17 protein-coding genes and 1 pseudogene are annotated in these 21,188 nt (G+C 38.9%); 2 read left to right on the top strand and 16 right to left on the bottom strand.

The features are described from left to right. Positions 1 to 94: 94 nt before the first annotated feature. From CZ225_RS09295 to trpB, 8 genes are all read right to left on the bottom strand, one after another. A complete protein-coding gene (locus CZ225_RS09295) occupies positions 95 to 1,135 on the bottom strand; it encodes an asparaginase (RefSeq protein ID WP_077153892.1) in 1,041 nt (346 codons plus the stop codon). A gap of 192 nt (positions 1,136 to 1,327) precedes the next feature. Continuing rightward, a complete protein-coding gene (gene trpA, locus CZ225_RS09300) occupies positions 1,328 to 2,098 on the bottom strand; it encodes a tryptophan synthase subunit alpha (protein WP_077153893.1) in 771 nt (256 codons plus the stop codon). 22 nt (positions 2,099 to 2,120) lie between these two features. Next, positions 2,121 to 2,747, bottom strand: a complete 627-nt coding sequence (locus tag CZ225_RS09305; RefSeq protein WP_077153894.1) for a phosphoribosylanthranilate isomerase — start codon at positions 2,745 to 2,747, stop codon at positions 2,121 to 2,123. A gap of 27 nt (positions 2,748 to 2,774) precedes the next feature. Beyond that, complete coding sequence (gene trpC / locus CZ225_RS09310; protein ID WP_077153895.1) at positions 2,775 to 3,557, bottom strand: indole-3-glycerol phosphate synthase TrpC; 783 nt, start codon at positions 3,555 to 3,557, stop codon at positions 2,775 to 2,777. Positions 3,558 to 3,564: 7 nt separating this feature from the next. Further along, on the bottom strand, positions 3,565 to 4,560 hold the full coding sequence (trpD, locus tag CZ225_RS09315) for an anthranilate phosphoribosyltransferase (RefSeq protein WP_077153896.1): 996 nt from the start codon (positions 4,558 to 4,560) through the stop codon (positions 3,565 to 3,567). 4 nt (positions 4,561 to 4,564) lie between these two features. Further along, a complete protein-coding gene (locus CZ225_RS09320; RefSeq protein WP_077153897.1) occupies positions 4,565 to 5,131 on the bottom strand; it encodes an anthranilate synthase component II in 567 nt (188 codons plus the stop codon). Positions 5,132 to 5,192: 61 nt separating this feature from the next. After that, positions 5,193 to 6,599: an anthranilate synthase component I family protein gene (locus CZ225_RS09325; protein WP_077153898.1), complete on the bottom strand. Its 1,407-nt coding sequence runs from the start codon at positions 6,597 to 6,599 to the stop codon at positions 5,193 to 5,195. 33 nt (positions 6,600 to 6,632) lie between these two features. Continuing rightward, positions 6,633 to 7,814, bottom strand: coding sequence for a tryptophan synthase subunit beta (gene trpB / locus CZ225_RS09330; protein ID WP_077153899.1), 1,182 nt, complete (start codon positions 7,812 to 7,814; stop codon positions 6,633 to 6,635). A gap of 882 nt (positions 7,815 to 8,696) precedes the next feature. On the opposite strand from trpB, the gene CZ225_RS09340 reads away from it, so the two are divergent. Further along, positions 8,697 to 10,001, top strand: coding sequence for a family 8 glycosyl hydrolase (locus CZ225_RS09340; protein WP_234983027.1), 1,305 nt, complete (start codon positions 8,697 to 8,699; stop codon positions 9,999 to 10,001). Positions 10,002 to 10,841: 840 nt separating this feature from the next. Here CZ225_RS09340 and CZ225_RS09345 read toward each other — a convergent pair. Further along, positions 10,842 to 11,009 (bottom strand): annotated as a pseudogene (locus CZ225_RS09345) (Ppx/GppA phosphatase family protein); the annotation flags it as partial. Next, a complete protein-coding gene (locus CZ225_RS09350) occupies positions 11,010 to 13,115 on the bottom strand; it encodes an RNA degradosome polyphosphate kinase (RefSeq protein WP_077153900.1) in 2,106 nt (701 codons plus the stop codon). Positions 13,116 to 13,283: 168 nt separating this feature from the next. On the opposite strand from CZ225_RS09350, the gene CZ225_RS09355 reads away from it, so the two are divergent. Beyond that, a complete protein-coding gene (locus CZ225_RS09355; protein WP_077153901.1) occupies positions 13,284 to 13,862 on the top strand; it encodes an HdeD family acid-resistance protein in 579 nt (192 codons plus the stop codon). Positions 13,863 to 13,996: 134 nt separating this feature from the next. Here the strand turns inward: CZ225_RS09355 and CZ225_RS09360 are convergent, their stop codons facing one another. The 6 genes from CZ225_RS09360 to dapF all read right to left on the bottom strand — a co-directional run bounded on the left by CZ225_RS09360 (position 13,997) and on the right by dapF (position 21,149). Beyond that, the gene (locus CZ225_RS09360; protein ID WP_077153902.1) at positions 13,997 to 16,186 is read right to left on the bottom strand and encodes a glutamine synthetase III family protein; all 2,190 of its coding nucleotides are present in this window, start codon (positions 16,184 to 16,186) and stop codon (positions 13,997 to 13,999) included. A gap of 143 nt (positions 16,187 to 16,329) precedes the next feature. Continuing rightward, on the bottom strand, positions 16,330 to 17,712 hold the full coding sequence (locus CZ225_RS09365) for an ammonium transporter (protein WP_394334029.1): 1,383 nt from the start codon (positions 17,710 to 17,712) through the stop codon (positions 16,330 to 16,332). 127 nt (positions 17,713 to 17,839) lie between these two features. Then, positions 17,840 to 18,196: a P-II family nitrogen regulator gene (locus CZ225_RS09370; RefSeq protein ID WP_077153904.1), complete on the bottom strand. Its 357-nt coding sequence runs from the start codon at positions 18,194 to 18,196 to the stop codon at positions 17,840 to 17,842. A gap of 42 nt (positions 18,197 to 18,238) precedes the next feature. Further along, entirely contained in the window at positions 18,239 to 18,985 is a 747-nt protein-coding gene (locus tag CZ225_RS09375; protein WP_077153905.1) for a hypothetical protein, read from the bottom strand. 77 nt (positions 18,986 to 19,062) lie between these two features. Next, positions 19,063 to 20,295, bottom strand: coding sequence for an LL-diaminopimelate aminotransferase (locus CZ225_RS09380; protein ID WP_077153906.1), 1,233 nt, complete (start codon positions 20,293 to 20,295; stop codon positions 19,063 to 19,065). Positions 20,296 to 20,345: 50 nt separating this feature from the next. Further along, positions 20,346 to 21,149 carry a diaminopimelate epimerase gene (gene dapF, locus CZ225_RS09385; protein WP_077153907.1) on the bottom strand — a complete coding sequence of 268 codons (804 nt, stop codon included), beginning with the start codon at positions 21,147 to 21,149 and terminating at the stop codon, positions 20,346 to 20,348. Positions 21,150 to 21,188 lie beyond the last annotated feature (39 nt).

Consider the following 21,188-nt stretch of genomic DNA (forward strand, 5'->3'; position numbering starts at 1 on the left):
TAGCTTTATAAAGTGAAAGCCCTTTGATTTTTTTTATTGTAGGGCATAAAATAGAAAAAATCAAAGAAGATAATCACCTATATAATTTAGTCTTTTACGACTTAGTGATTTCCCCAATTAAGCATGAATCCATTTTATTACGAATTTCTTTGTTGGGTAATTCATGTCCCAATAAAAACATTAATTTAGTAATTGCACATTCCGGAGTGCTATCATAACCACTGATAACTCCTGCTTCTAATAAATGCATTCCAGTTTCATAACGTTCCATTTCTACCGCTCCGGAGGAACATTGTGTAATATTTACTATAATAATCCCTCGTTCTGTTGCCTCTTTTAATTGCCTGATAAACCACTCTTTTTGTGGTGCATTTCCTGAACCAAATGTTTTTAGAACAACAGCTTTCAAACCAGGGACATGGAGTAGGGAAGTGACTATCTCTTCTTGAATACCGGGGAAAAGAGTTAATATGACAACGTTGGTATCAAATAAATAATGCGGTTTGAGTGGCTTGTTTGGATCTGGTTTGCGAATAAGGTTCGGTTCATATTTAATATGAATGCCTACTCGTGCCAGTGGGGGATAATTGAAAGAACGAAAAGCATTGAAATTTTCAGCATTTATTTTGGTTGTACGGTTGCCACGCATTAAGTGATTCTCAAAGAAAATACAGACTTCAGGGACAATAGCAGTACCGTCAGGATGTTTCGCAGCTGCTATCTCAATAGATGTAATCAGGTTTTCTTTTCCATCTGTACGTAATGTCCCAATAGGGAGCTGAGAGCCTGTTAAGATCACCGGTTTACTCAGATTCTCGAGCATAAAACTTAGTGCAGAGGCAGTGTAGGCCATTGTATCTGTTCCATGAAGGATGACAAAACCATCAAAATCATCATAATTGTAATTGATAATTTTGACTAACTTGGCCCAGTAGACAGGCTCCATATCCGAAGAATCAAGAGGAGGATTGAATTGATAAGAAGAAATACGGTAATTGAATCTTTTTAATTCGGGAACATGCTTGAGCAAGTGGTCGAAATTAAAGTTTTCCAAGGCACCTGTTTCGGGGTTTTCTATCATTCCGATAGTACCACCTGTGTAAATTAACAAAACGGATGGGGCATCTACTCTCATAATTGACGAATCTTAGTTAAATGGCTAACAAAGATATAGATTTATCATGAATAATAAATAGTGAATGATGTATTTGTTGGTAGTTTATATTATAATGTTATAAAAATGAATATTTATTTGTATAAATACTGCGAATTAAAAGAAAAAACTACAGAACTCAATCATTCACTATTTGTCATTAGGTGTATATTTTTATTTGAGTGCTTCTTTTAAGCGAATGATCGCTTTCTCGGGATCTTTTTCTTCTTCAAGTAAAGTTACGAATCGGCTACCGATAATAGCTCCGGAAGCATGTTCACAAGCTGCATCAAAAGTTGTTTTATTAGAGATTCCGAATCCTACCATCAAAGGATTATTCAGATGCATATCCTCTATCTTTTTAAAATAGGCCTTTTTTTGTCCATCGAAATCTTGCTGGGCACCAGTAGTAGCTGCCGACGATACCATATAGATGAATCCGTCTGTATGTGTATCAATTTCCTTTACTCGTTCTTCACTTGTTTCAGGAGTAATAAGCATAATCACTTTGATGTTGTAACGTTCAGCTATGATACGATACTGTTCCTGATAGTCTCTGAAAGGTAGGTCCGGGACAATAACACCGTCGATGCCACATTCTACACACTTTTGGCAGAAGTTCTCAAATCCAAATTGCATGATTGGATTTAAATATCCCATTAATATGAGTGGTATTTTTACATCCTGACGAATATCACGTAGTTGCTCAAAAAGAATTTTCAGAGACATGCCATTACGTAATGCCTGAGTGGCAGCATTCTGAATGACAATCCCATCAGCCATGGGATCACTGAATGGAATCCCGATTTCAATCATATTTACCCCTTGTTTCTCAAGGGTGCGGATTACATTGGCAGTACCCTCCAAGGTTGGATGTCCGGCACAAAAATAAATGGAAAGCAAATTTTTCTTGTTACTGCTGAAAAGTTGGTTTATTCTATTCATGACTTTGGTTATTTTTGATTGATTATATAGTTTCTAATTTATGGAGAAATTTCTGAATGCGCTTCGTATCTTTTTTCCCTGGTTCCACTTCAAAACAGCTGTTGATATCGTATCCTGCTAAACGTGGATGTTCGAATCTTTTCAATAAATGAATACTATTCATATCGATACCTCCACTTAGAAGAAATGAAGTTTTCCCATTATAGGTACGGAGAACATTCCAATCGAATTGTGAACCGGAACCACCGTACTGTTTACATTTAGTGTCGAATAGGAAATAATCACAGACTTCTTCGTAATTGCATACATTTTCCAAATCTTGGATATTGGCTATAGAGAAAGCTTTGATAATTTTTATTCCGTGAGTAGATAGGGAACGGCAATATTCGGGTGATTCGTTACCATGAAGTTGTACATAGTTCAGTCCGAAACGATCAGCATAAGTAGCGATAACTTGTTTGTCTTCGTTTACAAATACTCCGACACGTTGAGAGTGAGTTGGCAAATAGGAGGGTAACTCATATACAAACCGGGGAGATGGAGGATAGAAGATGAAACCTATCATATCTATACACCCAAGTTCCTCCAAGCTTTGTATATTCTCAGCTTCTCGCATACCGCATACTTTGATTATTTTTCTATTTACCATGATACTATTTGTTTGGGAGATCAGGGATTAATGAATTGATTGTATAAAGCTTTGTAGAGTTTCTCCTGGTTGTGGAGTTTTCATAAATGTTTCCCCGATCAAGAAACCATGGAATCCATTTGCTCGAAGTAATTTTACAACTTCAGGATTAGAAATACCGCTTTCCGAAACCAACACTGTATCTTGAGGAAGTTGTCCGGCCAGACGGAAGGAGTTCTCTATGTCAGTAATAAATGTTCCTAAATTACGGTTATTGATACCTACCATATCAATCTCCTTATTTATATAAGATAATTCTTCGGTACTATGAATCTCTAACAAAACTTCCAATCCCAGTACATGCGCTTGTTCAGTCAGTTGCTGACATTTGTCTTTTCCCAGTGCGGCAGCGATGAGAAGGACTGCATCTGCGCCGACAATTCTTGCCTGATATAATTGGTATTCATCAATGATAAAATCTTTTCTGAGAATTGGTATATCGACTAAAGGACGTACTGTACGAATGTCTTTCAAAGAACCACCAAAAAACTTCTCATCGGTAAGTATCGATAATGCGGAAGCACCTGCTGCAACATAAGAAGGAATAATCTCTTCCGGACATGCCTCCTGCTTGATCCATCCTTTTGAAGGTGAACGGCGTTTGAATTCGGCAATAATGCCTGAACTGGAGGAAGATAAAGCCTGCTTCATGGAACGTGCCATCGGAATATCCCCGATGCCTTCTTGCAATTGTTCGAGTGATATCGTTTGTTTTTGCAGATCAACTTCGAATCGTTTGTTAGCTATGATTTCAGATAATATATCTTTCATACGAGTTTTATTTATTCAGTTCGATAAATTTTTTGAGGGTTGCTAGTGCCTGTCCGCTTTCCAGTGATTCTTTAGCAAGAGCAATGCATTCTTCAATTGCTTTTTCAGGGCAAATCACATGAATAGCAAAAGCTGCATTGATCATTACTGCATTTTTCTGTGCATTTGTAGCTGTATTATTCATTACACTATCAAAGATTTTTGCAGCATCTTCAGGAGTTTGTCCACCATCCAGTTCTGCTTCGGTACATCGGGAAAAGCCAAGATTTTCCGGAGTATAAATCTTCTCGTGATCACAGGTGGCAACTTTAAATTCGTTAGTCAGAGAGATTTCATCGTATCCATCCAGACTATGAACTACTGCGAATTTTGTTTTACTTTCCTGATAAGTGTAAGTGTAAAGACGTAGCAAAGGTAGATTATAGACACCCAATAATTGATAAGCAGGAAGTACAGGGTTAACTAATGGACCGAGCATATTGAAGAAGGTACGTACGGCTAGTCCTTTACGTATAGGTGCAACAGCTTTCAGAGCCGGATTAAATAGCGGTGCATGTAGATACGCGATGTTACACTGTTCAATGCTTCGCCGTAATTGATCTACATTGCTTGTGAATTTGACTCCATGTTGCTCCATTACATTACTTGCTCCACTGACAGAAGTTGCTCCATAATTACCATGTTTTACAACAGGAAAACCTGCTCCTGCTACAGTAAAAGAAGCGGCTGTAGAAATGTTGAAAGTGTTTTTTCCATCACCTCCTGTACCTACAATGTCTATTGGTGAAAACTCACTTAAATCGACAGGAACACGCATTTCTAACAAAGCATCGCGGAATCCGCATAATTCTTCTACAGAAATATTACGCATCAAAAAGACAGTAATTAGTGAAGCGACTTGTACATCATTATATTTTCCTTGTGCAATATTTTGCAAAATAGTGCGAGCTTCGTCGCGTCCCAGATATTGATGTTCAAAAAGTTTATATAGAATCTGTTTCATAAGTTTAGCTATTTAAGAAGTTCTTGATAATTTCTTTACCTTGTGGAGTAAGTACGGATTCCGGATGAAATTGAATTCCATGTACATCATAAGTTTTGTGGCGTAGTGCCATGATCTGCCCTTCTTTACTTTCTGCCGTGATTTCCAGACAGTCGGGGAAATTATCACGACTGACTACCCACGAGTGGTAGCGTCCCACAGGTATTTCTTTCCCTAAGTGCTGAAATAGAATGTCTTCACGAAGGATGGATACCGGAGTCTGTACTCCATGATACACTTCTTTCAGGTTTTCCAAACGGGCACCGAAAGATTCTCCAATGGCTTGATGTCCCAAGCAAACTCCCAAAATACTTTTAGTTGGTGCATATCTTTTGATAATAGGCAGTAATAATCCGGCTTCCTCTGGTATTCCCGGTCCGGGAGAAAGGATTATTTTATCGAATTGTTCAACTTTGTCAAGAGATATCTGGTCATTACGGAATACTTCTACATCTGGAGTACCCAGCTCTTTTACAACGTGTAAAAGGTTGTAGGTGAAAGAATCATAGTTGTCTATAAGTAATATTTTCATTTTTCTATTTTATTTCTAAAGTTGATATCTTAAAATGAAGTTTTAAGTAGAATTACTAAGATCAATTCTTTAATGTAACAGCTAAATCAATCGCTTTTTTCAAAGCTCCCAATTTATTGTTCACCTCTTGTAACTCATATTCTTCCTGGCTACGTGCTACTATACCTCCTCCGGCTTGAAACCACAATTCATTGTTACGACTGACAAAAGTACGTATAGTGATAGCTTGATTTAACTCTCCGTTCAATCCGATGAATCCGATACAGCCTCCGTAAGCACCACGGTTGTGCGGTTCTATTTCGCTGATCAGTTGCATAGCGCGGACTTTGGGAGCACCGCTTAAAGTTCCTGCCGGGAAAGTGTCGATAAAAGTCTTTATTTTATCTGCTCCTTCATTCAAGACTCCGGAAACACGACTAACCAAATGGATGACATGACTGTAATATTGAGGTTCTTTATAGAATAGCACTCGTACATCATAACAATTGCGTGAAAGATCATTTCTTGCCAGATCTACCAGCATGACATGTTCTGCATTTTCCTTGGGATCGGCTAGTAATGCTGCTGTTAATTCACGGTCTTTGACTGTATCTCCTGTACGACGTGTTGTTCCGGCAATCGGATCAATATAGGCGTGTCCATTTTCTATTTTACAATGTGTTTCGGGTGAAGAACCAAATATACGATATCCTCCGAAATCAAAGTAGAAAAGATAGGGAGAAGGATTTATACTACGTAAGGCACGATAAACTTTGAAATCATCTCCGGCATACGGCTGTATAAATCTGCGGGAAAGGACGATTTGGAATACATCCCCACGCATACAGTGAGCAATTCCTTTACGCACATTGGCTTTGTGTTGTTCGTCGGTAATGGGACTGGTAACAGGACCTGTAACTGCAAAATTGTATGAAGCATAATTACGGTTTTCAATAGCTGCCTCTAGTTCTGTCAAGCCGCTTTCTTCGCCTTCGGAAAGCATCTCTACTAATGTCAATTCATTTTTGAAATGATTGAAGACAATTACATATTTATATAATATGTATAGTAGATCCGGCGCGTCATTTTGTTCATCATGGCTTTCTTTTACAGGAATCTGCTCAAAGTACTTTACCGCATTAAAAGTAGTGTATCCATAGAGTCCACATACATTTTTGTTTTCTCCGCTGACATGAAACTGATTAATAAAACGATTCATGGCTTTTTCTACAGTGAGAATTTTACCTAATGGTTCTTTAGTATGGGTTTGATCCGGATAAGTAGTAGTTACGATGCCACTATTTACTCCGATAGTTGCCAATGGGCAGAGTGCGATGAATGACAGCGAGTTTTCTCCGGCATGATAGTCCGAACTTTCCATTAATGCGGATTGCGGATACATATCGCGTACTTTCAGATAGATACTGACGGGAGTATGCATATCTCCAAGTACCTGTTTACTATGAGTGGTGTAATTAAATGTTTTCATTTTTATTAATTTTGAATGGTCGATCATTTTTTGTTAATCGTTAAACGCTAAATACGTTTCAACATCTTTATCTCCACGTCCTGACACAGTAAGTACGACTATGTCATTAGCTTTGAACTTCATCTTTTTCAAAGCACCAAGTGCATGTGCCGATTCTAATGCAGGAATAATACCTTCAAGTTTGGTTAGTTCATAGGCTGCTTCTATCGCTTCATCATCATTTATAGCCAATACAGTAGCACGTTTTTGTGCGGCAAGATTGGCATGAATAGGTCCGATACCCGGATAATCAAGTCCGGCAGAGATAGAATAAGGTTCTTCAATTTGTCCGTCTTCGTTTTGGATAACGTAAGTTCGTGCTCCATGGATGATTCCCATTTTACCTAACTGAATGGTTGCGGCAGTCATTCCTGTTTCTATTCCTTTTCCACCGGCTTCTGCAAGAACGATATTGATTCGTTCGTCATTGATAAAATGATAAATAGTTCCTGCAGCATTACTTCCTCCTCCTACACAGGCGATCAGATAATCAGGATGGTCACGTCCCTCTTTCTCCAAAAGTTGCTTTTTGATCTCTTTACTGATAACAGATTGCAAACGTGCTACCATGTCGGGATAGGGGTGAGGTCCTACAGTGGAACCGATAATATAATAAGTATCCGAAGGATGACAGCACCAGTCGCGGATTGCTTCATTTGTTGCATCTTTCAAGGTCATGTTACCAGAAGTGACAGGGATTACTGTTGCACCTAACATTTTCATTTTTTCTACATTGATATGTTGGCGCTCAACATCTGTTTTGCCCATATATACAATGCATTCCATATTCATCAGTGCGCATACGGTAGCTGTTGCTACTCCATGTTGTCCGGCACCCGTTTCAGCAATAATCCTTTTTTTACCCATGCGACGTGCTAAGAGGATTTGTCCAATAGTATTATTGATCTTATGGGCACCCGTATGATTTAAATCTTCTCGTTTGAGATACAATTTGCAACCATACTTTTCGGAAAGCCGTCGTGCCAGATAGAGAGGTGAAGGACGTCCTACGTAGTCACGTAATAATTGGTCGAACTCTTTTTTAAATTCTTCACTTTCGAGTACTTCAAGATACGTATTCTTCAATTCCTCTACACATTTGTGGAGTATTTCCGGTACATATGCACCACCGAACTCTCCGTAATAACCATCCTGATCAACTAAAAAACTTTTCATGATTCTTATTTTTATTTTGTTAAACTCTAACTGGATTTGAAATTTGAGTATACGAAAAGAGCCCTGTCGCAAGTTGCGACAGGGCTCTTTCAAATATCTTATATCTTTAATGAAGTATATATATACGAGCACTGCTCCCTTACGACTGTCGGAGTTGTAACGGGTGCCACCACCAATATGTATTTACTAACATTGTTCTCATATCTTTTTTCTTTAATTCGCAGCAAATATAGACATTTTGTTTTAAACAACAAACTTTTGATGACTTTTTTTCTTCCAGTTTTTGATTTTTTTCTAAAATAGAACAATTCTCTTTCTTATCTGTTCTAATAAATATTGAATATTAAAACAGAAACAAATTATGAAACAGAGAAAGATTTTAGTAGGCATTGCCGTAGCTATTTTTATTATACTTTTACTTTATTGGTTGCTTGTTGCAGAGGACATGAATGCATGGTTATCAGCTATGGTTCTTTAATATGTATGCCATTGGAGCATATGCAACCTATTTGAGCGAAAACTTCGAAAAAAGTTAATTACTCGAAATCCTTTTAATAAAAATGTGAGAGTCTGAAGTTGAGAAGCAATTCAGTTATTCATATCCACAGGGTAGCTTTCTGTTAGATAACTTTTCCTTCAAGTAAAAAAGAACTATTGTTTTATTGTATTCGATCTGTTAAAACTGTACTTTTATAGCGGAATTGTTAATATAATAATGACCTATGAAAACGATACAGAGTAATATGAGTGCTTTAAACTAAGTATAGAAATAACTTTTTGATATACTTTTGCCTATTGGTAGTCATCTATAATCTTTATTAAAGACGGTATGCAAATGCTTATGTGTAGTTTTATTGTTTAAAAACCTAGATATGATAGCTTATGAAAAAGAATAATTTATTTCTCAATTACTATAGAGGGATTGTGTTATGGTTATTTCTACCTTTGTTGTTAGGCGATATCAATAATGTTTGGGCCATCTCTAATTCATATTTGAAAAATGAGAGGCAAGGGATGGGCAATACTATTGGGAAAGATAGTTTGGGAGCTTATTATACCGGTGTTTATCCTAACTTATTTAAAGAGTATTTGGGAATTTCCCAGCAACAAACAGATGACAAAATAGAGCAAATATGGGAGCATTTCTTTGTAAAGGAGGCAACGAAGGTTTATTTTGAAAGTGATGGCAATACAGCTTACATTTATGATACGGGTAATCGGGATGTAAGGACAGAAGGAATGTCCTATGGTATGATGATTTGTGTACAGTTGGATAAGAGAGCGGAATTTGATAAGTTATGGAGATGGGCTAAGAAGAATATGTTGTATACATCGGGTAAGTGGTCCGGATATTTTGCATGGCAATGTGATATAGAGGGTCGGAAGATAGGAGGGCAGCCTAGTTGTGCTCCGGATGGTGAAGTCTATTTTATAACCTCTCTATTTTTTGCTTCTCATCGATGGGGAGATGAAGGTAGTTGTAATTATGGTCGTGAAGCACAGGAAATATTAAAGAATATTATGTCCAAAGATGGGACAAATGGTGTTTTCAATATGTTCAACCCGGATTCCAAATTAATAACCTTTGTTCCTTCAGGAGATATGTGGAAAATTACGGATCCTTCCTATAATCTGCCGGCATTCTTTGAACTTTGGGCTGCTTGGACGGATACAAATAAAGATTTCTGGCAACAAACTCCGGATGCGGCTCGCTGTTTATTGGCTAAAGCTTCACATCAAAAGACAGGATTATTTCCTGATTATTCTACTTTTGAAGGGAAACCTTATCAACCGGAGTGGAAAAAAGACTATAATGCAGGACGTTATCAGTTTGATGCAATAAGGTGTGCGATGAACGTCGGGATGGATTACTATTGGTTTGGAAAAGATGTTGAAAGACAAACGATTATGATGACGCGTTTACTGAAATTCTTCAAATATGATAATTTCTTGCATGGACAGTTTAACTGGGATGGAAGTGGTGCAAGTGGTAATTATTCGGAAGGTATGGCGGGGGCAAATGCTGTTGGAGCTTATGCTCTTAAAGATGATAATTTGAAACGTGAATATCTTCAACATCTTTGGGATGTAGAAATTCCTATCGGTACTTATCGTTATTATAACGGTATGGTGTATATGCTCTCCATGTTACATGTAACCGGTAATTTTAGAATTTTCAAACCCTAATTCTCTGGAATTCCATACAATTAAATATGTTTATTTTGTTCACTCAAATAAATTGTGATGTTTTTTGTTCTACCTAGGTCTGTAATGGGTTCATCTAAAAGAGGTGTATTTGATGAGTAATATATAAATCGTGAATATTAAAAAGATACGAAATCTTTTATATTAATGACATATATCCGTAAAAAACGACGATACACTAACTTGTCTGTCAGAGATTTTTCTACTATTACACAACAATAATACATATTATTTAAAAAACTTGTGCTTATCTTACAAAAAGACCGTATAGTTTGATTGATTTCTCTTTAATGTTTGACAAAAACAATAGGAAGAATGGATGAAAAGATACGGATGAAGTTACCAAAAGGAGCGGATAATGTCATCAAAAGATACGGATGGTGTAAGCAAACTGTCTTTATGGTGTCATCATACAAAATATATGTCTATAATTTATACTTTATAGCCTTTTAATTTCCTACTTTACTCTTTTTAATGAACGAACTGCAAAAGATAAAGTGAAATGAAATAGGTGTGGAAAATAGCTATCGGATGTGAGAATTGTGAAATAACTGTCTTTAAGGAGGAAATAAACGAAAAATATGAGAATTATGATTTAGCTTGATGTCTCTGTATGCGCAGAAAATAGTGCGCACTTGGATAAGCATCGAAAGAAGCCACTCCTGACACTGTATAAAATACAAAATGTCAAAAGTAGCTTTTTGTCAAAATCAAAATCCGATTATATTTTATTCTTGGTATATAAACTATCAATGATTCTGTGGACAATCCAATAGTCGGTACTGCAATTCCTGTAGCATTACTTAATTTCCAATTTCAAGATACGGTATATGCTTCTTCCTGACTGTCGGTAATCTCAACGCGGATACCGGTTATCTTAGCAAAGCGTTGTGTAATTTCTTTGCCGTTACTGGCAGCACGCAAGTCAGATGTGGCACAAGCACGGTAATCGACTATATCATATATTTTCATCAATTGCTTATAAGTCTTTCATTCTGTATTCTTTTTATATTCTTTATAAAGTTCTTCCTGAGAACGGAAAAGAGATATCTTTGTTTCATCAACTGGCTGTTCCGAAAGAGTAGGGTAGATATCTTTCCAGGGGAGATTCTCTCCACTACCGTCTACGATATGTCCTTTCGCAGTATCATGCAAATCATAATAAATAATTTGTTTCAAATCTGCTTGTATTTCTTTATTGTAAACTGGTACAAGTACTTCAATACGGTTATCCAAATTGCGTGGCATCCAGTCCGCAGAACCGATGTAATACTTCTCTTCTCCACCGTTAGAGAAAATAAAGATACGCGAATGCTCCAAATAACGATCGATAATTCCATTGATATGTATATTTTCACTAACGTCCGGAATACCTGTTACTAAAGAACAATTACCTCGTACTAGCAGGTCAATACGAATACCGGCAGTCGAAGCCTCATAAAGTTTTTCTATCAGCATGCGATCGGTTATATGATTTACCTTAGCCAGTATATAGGCATCTTTACCCTGCTTCTTATTTTTGATTTCTTTGTTGATAAGAGCTATTAGTCGTTTCCGCATATCATTCGGAGAAACCAGTAACTCACGAAAATTTACTGGAGTATAAGGCTTCTCAATAAAATTGAATACCTCATTCACCTCTTTTACGATTTGCCGATGAGCTGTCATAATTGTGTAATCTGTATACATACGTGCATTTCCTTCATGGAAATTGCCTGTACTTATACAAGCTATATCTCCATGACGAGATGCAATATGAACGAGTTTCGAGTGTATTTTCAACCCTTCCACACCGAAAATGACATGAATGCCTGCATCTTGCATTCTCTTGCTCCAATAGATATTGGAAGCTTCATCAAAACGAGCTAATAATTCGATAACTACTGTTACCTTCTTTCCATTCTTAGCAGCACAAATCAGTGCTTTAACCACTTTCGAATCTTTAGCCAGGCGGTAAAGTGCTATTTTGATACTTTTTACTTCCTTACTGATAGCTGCTTCACGAAGTACCCGTATAAAAGAGTCGAATGAATGGAACGGATAATGTAACGAACGATCTTTATAACGGATTAGCGTTAATAAACTTTCAGTACCATTCAACTCCGGTTTGAAGATTGGATACCAGACCGGGTATTTTAAATTTTTACGATTACAGTCCGGGAATTTCATCAGGTCTTTGAAGTTATGATAACGGCCTCCTGCTACACGAGTATCATTTTTGTCTATATTTAGGCGTGTAATCAGTTTTTTTAGCAGATCTTGGGGCATCTGTTGATCATAAACAAAACGTATTGGTTCTCCTTTTTTTCTACTTTTCACTCCTTTTGAAATCTTTTGAAGTACTCCTGTACGGAGATCACTATCTATTTCCATCTCAGCATCTTTGGTGAATTTAAAGGTATAGGCTTCGTAATCCGTATATTTCATACCGACAAATATCAGAGGCAAACAATAGCGAATGACATCATCCAGAAACATAAGGTAGGTTTTGCCATCTACATCCGGGAGTTGAATGAAGCGTCCGAAATCGGCAGTTGGAAGCTCAATTACTGCATAATCTTTTTCCTTTATTTTTCCTTCCGTATCTTTTCTGATGAGACGGGTTGCCAGATAGATATTTTCGTCATTTTGATCGTCTAGAGGACGGCTATTGATTAGTAAAACCGGATTTGTGGAACCATTTAGTCTGCTACGATAAAAGGAAGTGATAAATGCTTGTTGTTTCGGAGTCATCTCTGTTTCTTTGATGACGAAAATGTTTTCTTGCTTCAGCTCTTCCATGATTTTGGCAAACGTTTCCTCAAACTGTTGATAGTATCGGTTATGTAGTTTGCCAATCTGTTTTAGAGTTTGTGAAGCTATTTCCTGTTCTTTTCGGATGTTTTTGTCGTCATATTCGATAATACGATTCAAAGTTGCTACGCGTACGCGAAAAAACTCATCCAGATTGTTCGAATAAATCCCAAGGAAAGTCAGACGTTCCAATAATGGGACTGCCGGGTTGGCAGCTTCAAGTAAGATGCGTTGGTTGAAATACATCCAGCTGATGTCACGTTCCACATAAGGAAGTTTTTGCTTCTTGTCGTTTGATTTCATAAAGAAAAACCTTTATTATTATTACCCAAGTATCGGATGCAAATGTTATCGATATAACATTTTTGATACGAACTTATTACAATCCGAGTTTGTTATTTTTATATATGGATAGAAACACTTATATTCGCAAAAGTATTGAAATAGACTTCGTTAAAAAATATAGAATATATGAAAACAATGAATTTTTCTCTTATTCGCATACTATTTGCATTAGTAATAGGTTTGGTATTGGTACTTTGGCCCGATGCGGCTGCCAATTATATTGTTATTACAGTAGGAATCGCTTTTTTACTTCCAGGTGTGATCAGTCTTATTAGCTACTTCGGACGGAAAAAGCCAGCGGATGGAATGTCTTTGCGTTTCCCGATTGAAGGGGTAGGCAGTTTGTTATTTGGTATTTGGCTGATCGTGATGCCTGATTTTTTTGCTGATGTACTGATGTTTTTGTTGGGCTTCATTCTGATGATGGGTGGAGTTCAACAGATCGCTTCTTTATCAATGGCGCGACGTTGGATGCCGGTTCCGGGAGCCTATTATCTGGTGCCTTCGCTGATTCTTATTGCAGGAATTGTTGCTTTATTCAATCCGACTGGGGTACGTAATACTGCATTTATTATTATCGGAATCACTAGTTTGGTATACTCAGTTTCAGAATTGATAAATTGGTTTAAGTTTGCACGTCGTCGTCCTATGAATCCGGTTTCACATTCGGATGACGATATTGAAGATGCCAAAATAATAGAGTGAGTATATTGAGTATAAAAAGAAGAGGACTACTTCACAGTACCCCTCCCCACAAACTTAAAACAACCAACAAAAGAAATAGATAATCTCAATCTGAATGAGGCTATATCTTTTAAAGATATAACCTCATTTCTTTTTTATCTGATAAATAAGAGTTCTCTATATTTCGGCAGTGTCCACATTTGGTTATCCACGATAAGTTCGAGCTTGTCAATGTGATAACGGATTTCTTCCAGAGCCGGAACAATCGTGTCATGATAAGCAATTGCTTTCTCTCGTTCACTTTCAATTTTGTTTGCCACTTTGCGGGCCTCGACCATTGCATCCACATGTTCCTTGATGAAGGCCGTACGGTCAGCAATCTCTTCGATCAGTTCCAGATTTTTGGAAGAAAGTTTGGTAGCTTTTTCAGCCGGGAATAGAGACTGCATTTTATATACGTTATTAATCAAGTCGGTCTGATACTGAGTAGCAACCGGGATAATATGGTTCATAGCCAAGTCTCCTAAAACTCGTGCTTCGATTTGAATTTTTTTGGTATACATTTCCCATTTCACCTCATTACGTGCCTCCAATTCTTTCTTTGTCATGACTCCGGTAGCTTCGAACATTGCAATGCTTTCCGGTTTCAGATAATTATCGAAGATAACGGGAACACTGGTTTCGCAATCCAACCCACGACGGGCTGCTTCCGCTTTCCATTCGTCACTGTAACCGTTACCGTCAAAATGAATAGGTTTACATTCTTTGATATAACCGCGGATAATTTCCAGAATGGCGGAGATTTTCGGTTCTCCTTTCTCAATCAGGGTGTCTACATCTTTTTTGAACTTATTCAGCTGGTCGGCAACTGCTGTGTTCAAAGCTATCATAGCAGAAGCACAGTTTGCTTCGGAACCTACGGCACGAAATTCGAACCGATTCCCGGTGAAGGCGAAAGGAGAAGTACGGTTACGATCAGTGTTATCAATTAACAGTTCGGGGATTTGCGGAATATCCAGCTTCATTCCTTGTTTACCGCTGAGATTGATCAAATCGTCTTTGGTACTGTTTTCAATGTGCTCTAATACTTGAGACAACTGCTTGCCAAGGAAGGAAGAGATGATTGCGGGAGGTGCTTCGTTGGCTCCCAGGCGGTGAGCATTGGTAGCACTGGAAATGGAAGCTTTCAATAATCCATTGTGGTGATAAACTGCCATTAAAGTATTCACTACGAATGTAACAAAACGCAGGTTGTCTTCAGGGGTTTTGCCCGGTCCCATTAATAAGATACCCGTATCGGTACCTAGCGACCAGTTGTTGTGCTTACCGGAACCATTGACACCTTTGAACGGCTTTTCGTGCAGTAGCACACGAAAACCGTGACGACGACTTACCTTCCGCATTAATGACATGATAAGCAAGTTATGATCATTTGCCAAGTTACATTCTTCAAAGATAGGTGCCAATTCGAATTGGTTCGGAGCAACCTCGTTATGACGGGTTTTCACCGGGATACCAAGTTTCAAAGCCTCAATTTCCAGATCCTTCATAAAAGCAGCTACCCGGGTTGGAATAGCACCGAAATAATGGTCTTCCAATTGTTGATTCTTTGCGCTATCGTGTCCCATAAGAGTGCGTCCCGTCATCAATAGATCTGGGCGGGCTGCATAGAGTCCTTCGTCTACAAGAAAATATTCTTGTTCCCAACCTAGATAAGCAACCACTTTCTTTACTTCCGGATTAAAATAATGACAAACGGAAGTTGCTGCTTTATCTACGGCACGAAGTGCTTTCAATAATGGAGCCTTATAGTCAAGTGCCTCACCGGTATATGCGATAAATACAGTCGGGATGCAAAGCGTATCATCAACAATAAATGCAGGTGATGAAGGATCCCATGCACTGTAGCCGCGAGCTTCGAATGTGTTACGAATACCACCATTGGGGAAAGAAGAAGCATCCGGTTCTTGCTGTACTAACAGTTTGCCTGTAAACTCTTCCATCATACCACCTTTTCCGTCGTGTTCAACAAAAGCATCATGCTTTTCTGCTGTACCTTCGGTCAGTGGTGCAAACCAATGTGTATAATGGGTAGCACCCATTTCAATAGCCCATTTCTTCATTCCGGCAGCTACTTCGTCGGCAATGCTGCGGTCGAGTGGGGCACCGTTGTCAATTGCGTCAATCAGTGTGTTGTATACCTTGCTGGGCAGGTATTTAAACATCTTTTCTTTGTTGAAGACATACTTGCCGAAATATTCCGAAGGACGTTCGGCAGGCGTTGCTACTTCCACTGCTTTCTTTTTGAAGGCTGTTTCTACTACTCTGAATCTTAGTTTTGACATAATTACCTAATTAATTTGTTGTTTAATATATTAGAGTCTATAATCACTTTCTTTTTAAACTTCCGGGTAGGCGGTCAAACCTGCCCGGAATGATATTTGTTTCGTTGTACAAAATCTGTTTTATAAGCAATAAACCGTTTATTTTAGTTATAAGCAGACTCTCCATGCTCGTAAATATCGAGCCCTTCTTCTTCCACACGTGCCGAAACGCGAAGTCCGTGAATTTTATCAAGTGCTTTGAATATGATGAATCCCATACTTGCCGCCCATGCACCGACAACCAAAGCACCGAATATCTGTGCCCCGAAGAAACCATAACCGTGTCCGTAGAATACTCCTTCACTGACGGAGAAGAGCCCGGTCAGGATTGTTCCGAGGCATCCACATACTCCATGTACAGAGGAGGCACCTACAGGATCGTCTATTTTTAGAATGCGGTCAATAAATTCGACAGAGAAGATCATTACCACGCCACAGATTGCACCGATGATAACTGCTCCTGCTGCGGAAACTGCATCACATCCTGCAGTGATACCTACCAAACCTGCTAAAATACCGTTCAACGTTAAGGAGAGTGAGGGTTTGCTGTATTTTATCCAGCTTACTAGCAGAGCGAAGAAGCCACCCGCACAAGCTGCGAGGTTAGTAGTCAGAAATACGTGTGAGATAGCTTCCTGATCGGCTGTCGTAGCAGCAGCCAGTTGTGAACCGGGATTAAACCCGAACCATCCGAACCATAGAATGAATACTCCGAGGGCAGCAATGGTCAAATTGTGTCCGGGGATTGCTTTTGACTTACCGTCTTTTCCATATTTACCGATACGGGGACCCAGAATGGCGGCTCCTACTAATGAAATCCAACCTCCGACAGAGTGGACAATGGTGGAACCTGCGAAATCATGAAAGGTAGTTCCGAAAAGATCCATCATGAATGATCCTTCTTCACCGTTCATCAGCCAACCTCCTCCCCATGTCCAGTGACCCGAAACCGGATAAATTAATACACTGATAAAAATGGTGTAGACTAAATACATGGAAAACTTTGTACGTTCTGCCATTGCTCCTGATACAATGGTAGCTGCGGTTGCACAAAATACAGTTTGGAATATCAGAAAACCTTCTCTAGGTAATTCGGAATCTAAAAAGGAAAGATTGAAGAAGTGAGGCATTCCAACGAATCCGCCTACTCCAAACATTAGTCCAAATCCGATAAACCAATACAAAAGGGAACCGAACATAAAGTCTACAAAGTTTTTCATTAAAATGTTAGCGGTGTTTTTTGTACGGGTGAATCCTGCTTCCACAAGAGCGAATCCCGGTTGCATGAAAAATACCAGCATTGCGGCTAACAACATCCATACAGTATTCAGTCCTGTTGCTAATTCTGTGATATTATCGGTTGCTGCTTCCATAGTAGGGGAGGCTACTATAGTATCTGTAACCGTTTCTATTACTTCTGCACTTGTGGAGGAGGTGCTACTGTCTTGTGCGAAAGTTTCTGTTGTGAGGCTCAGTGCAAAAAGCATAGCACTGGCTATACACAGCTTTATAAGGCTGCGTTTTTTATATATATCCATAATGTAATATCTTTAGATTTATAATATCTATTTATTGTAATCAGAGGTGCTCCGAACCTTATTGTTTATCTTGAAATTAACGTTCCTGTTCGGCATTATAAAGAGCGATATCACCTCTTTCTGCAGTCCGGATACGAATGGCATCTTCTATGGGGATAACGAAGATACGTCCGTCACCAATTTCTCCGGTTTGTGCAGCCTTGATGATCGCCTGTACGGTCTTTTCTGCATTCTTATCACGTACTACAATAGAAATCAAAATGCGTTCGATGCTACTGGTATCATACACTACGCCGCGGTAGATACGTCCTTGTCTTGCTTTTCCAATACCTCTCACATCATAGTATGAGAACCATTCGATATCCGCTTCCAGAAGAGCTTCTTTCACGTCTTCAAATTTTGTTTTGCGGATAATTGCTTCAATCTTTTTCATACACCTTACTTGTTAGTGTGACTTATTCTTTTTTTTACTCTCTTAAAAACTTAGCCCGAATGTGAAGTAAGCTCCCTCGGTACGGGGATTTACTGTTACTTTGGCAAAGGCAGGAAGGGTGAACGAACTAGTTACCTTCATGTCTTTTGCAGCACTGAGGCTGACATCGGAAACACAGAATCCACTGGTGTAACCGTTATAGAAAGTCGTTTCCCAAGGTACCATACCTAAATCCACATTCCATTCAAGTCCTCCGAAAGTTAATGGAACACTGACTGCCAGATAGGAAGAATAAGCTCTTTTCCCATTTTTTTTGATACCGTCATTTCCTGCAAAGTTGGTATACCAATTTACAACCATAGGACCGAAATCATAGCCAATCTGTGCTTCAAATACATGTGCTGTAGAATATGTTCCGTAATGAAAATATTCCCCGGAGGTAGGCATTCCTGTTTTAAAGTTGTCACCTTGATTAAACCAATAGTCGGTTACTGAGAAACTAAAACCTCCGGTCGAATATCCAAGAGTTAAATCCAGTTCTTTTGTATCGGATGACTCAATACCGGCCGATCCCCAAGCTCCCAGTGAGAAACCTTTGTAGCTAGCTGCTAAAGAAGGTTGTATGCTAACGCCTCCTAAATGCTGACCACGCCAGATATAACCACTGACCAAATCCGCTCCTACAGAAGCCTCCAGATTGTCCTGTGCCATCATTCCGGATGATGGGGCAAGAGTTGCAAGTATAGTCAATGCTATTACTTTCAATTTTTTGTTCATCGTCGTTTTCATTGTCTTTTTACCTTTAAATAGTTAGAAAAATGTGGATGTACGGTCCATGTGTTATATAGTAGCGCGCAAAATACTATCTAAAGCCAGTTCTTGATTCTTCTCATTGCTTCTATGCAATCATTGCGGTCCCCGAATGCTGTTAAGCGAATGTAGCCTTCTCCACTGGGACCAAACCCTACACCGGGAGTACCGACTACATTGGCTTCATACAACATTTGTTCGAAGAATCGCCAAGAAGAAATTCCGTTGGGCGTTTTTAGCCATAAGTAAGGAGCGTTTACTCCTCCATATACTTTCAAACCTGTTGCTTCCAGTCCTTCTTTCATGATTTTAGCATTAGTCATGTAGTAATGTATGGTTTCTTTCACCTGTTCTTTCCCTTCTATACTGTATACTGCTTCCGCAGCACGCTGGGTGATATAAGAAGTTCCGTTGAATTTTGTACATTGGCGTCGATTCCATAATCTGTTGAGTGGAATGCGGTTACCTTCCAAAGTCGCTGCAGTCAGTTCTTTGGGTACAACTGTATATCCGCAACGTACTCCCGTAAAACCAGCAGTTTTTGAGAAACTGCGGAATTCAATGGCACACTTCCTGGCTCCTTTGATTTCATAAATGGAATGGGGGACATCTGCATCTTGAATATAAGCTTCATATGCAGCGTCAAATAAAATCAGCGTATCGTTCGCCAAAGCATAATCCACCCATTTCTTTAACTCCGGTTTGGTCAATGTAGTCCCGGTTGGATTATTCGGATAACAGAGATAAATGATGTCTATCCTTTTATCCGGGATTTCCGGAATAAAATTGTTTTCGCTCGTACAAGGCATATAAGTAACATTACTCCATTTGCCTATCTCTTCTTCCAATATTCCGGCACGTCCACACATCACGTTACTATCAATGTATACCGGATAAATAGGATCTGTTACTCCCACGCTGTTGTCATGCCGAAGAATATCACCAATATTGCCGGTATCACTTTTCGCTCCGTCATTAATGAATATTTCTGATGTTGAGAAATGGATACCTCGTGAGGTGAAATCATTTTTTATAATTGCTTCAATTAGGAACTCATAACCCTGCTCAGGACCATATCCGCGAAAGGTGTCTTTATTAGCCAACTCATCAACTGCTTTGTGCATGGCTTCAATACAAGCTTTCGGAAGCGGTTGGGTGACATCACCGATACCTAAGCGGATGATGTCCTGTTTAGGGTGCGTTATCCTGAATGTATTAACTTTTTTCGCTATATCCGAAAATAAATAACTTCCGGGTAGTTTTAAAAAATGTTCGTTTACTAGTGCCATATTGTTATTGTTTTAAGTTTCTTCAATTTATTGTTGTTATGCCTTCAATATCAGTTTTCTATTTCTCCATCGAAAACTTTGGTGGCGGGACCGGTCATCAATATATGTCCCGAAGCTTGTTCCCATTCGATAGTGACGGTTCCCCCGTCCATTATGATTTCACATTTTCTTCCGGTTAGCCCGTTCTCAAAAGCTGCTACTGCTGTGGCGCAAGCACCGGTTCCGCAAGCTTGGGTAATGCCTGATCCTCTTTCCCACACTCTCATCCGGATTTTATCTTTGTCGATAATTTGTGCAAACTCTACATTAGTCCTGTCCGGAAAAAGAGGACAGCACTCTAATTCGGGTCCTATTTTCGATAGATTAATTGAAGTAATATCTTCTACAAATGTTACCAAATGAGGATTTCCCATTGATATCCGAGTGGATTGCAGAGGATATTTTCCTTCTAACCGGATTCTTTCTATCTCTAGCGGAGTGCCCATATCTACGGTGACTGATGTTACTTTATCGTTTTCGATATTTAGTTTCAGCACTTTAATACCAGCCAGCGTTTCAAGAGTGATCTCAGTCTGACGGGTAAGACCGTATTCATATACATACTTGCCTACACAACGACTTCCATTACCACACATCATCGCTTCCGAACCGTCTGCATTGAATATGCGCATACTGAAATCTGCTATTTCTGAAGCTCCAATCAATATAAGTCCGTCACTGCCGATCCCAGTATGATATTTGCTCCATTCAATTGCTTTCCTTTCGGGAGCCGCTATCGGAGACTTGGTAACATCTACATATATATAATCATTACCGGCTCCATGCATCTTAGTGAATCTTATTTTGTTTGTCATTTAGCTTTTTAATGACTGGTTATTCTTTCTTTTTGTTTT

The sequence above is a fragment of the Bacteroides bouchesdurhonensis genome, from assembly GCF_900155865.1.
In the GTDB taxonomy this organism is placed as follows: Bacteria; Bacteroidota; Bacteroidia; order Bacteroidales; family Bacteroidaceae; genus Bacteroides; species Bacteroides bouchesdurhonensis.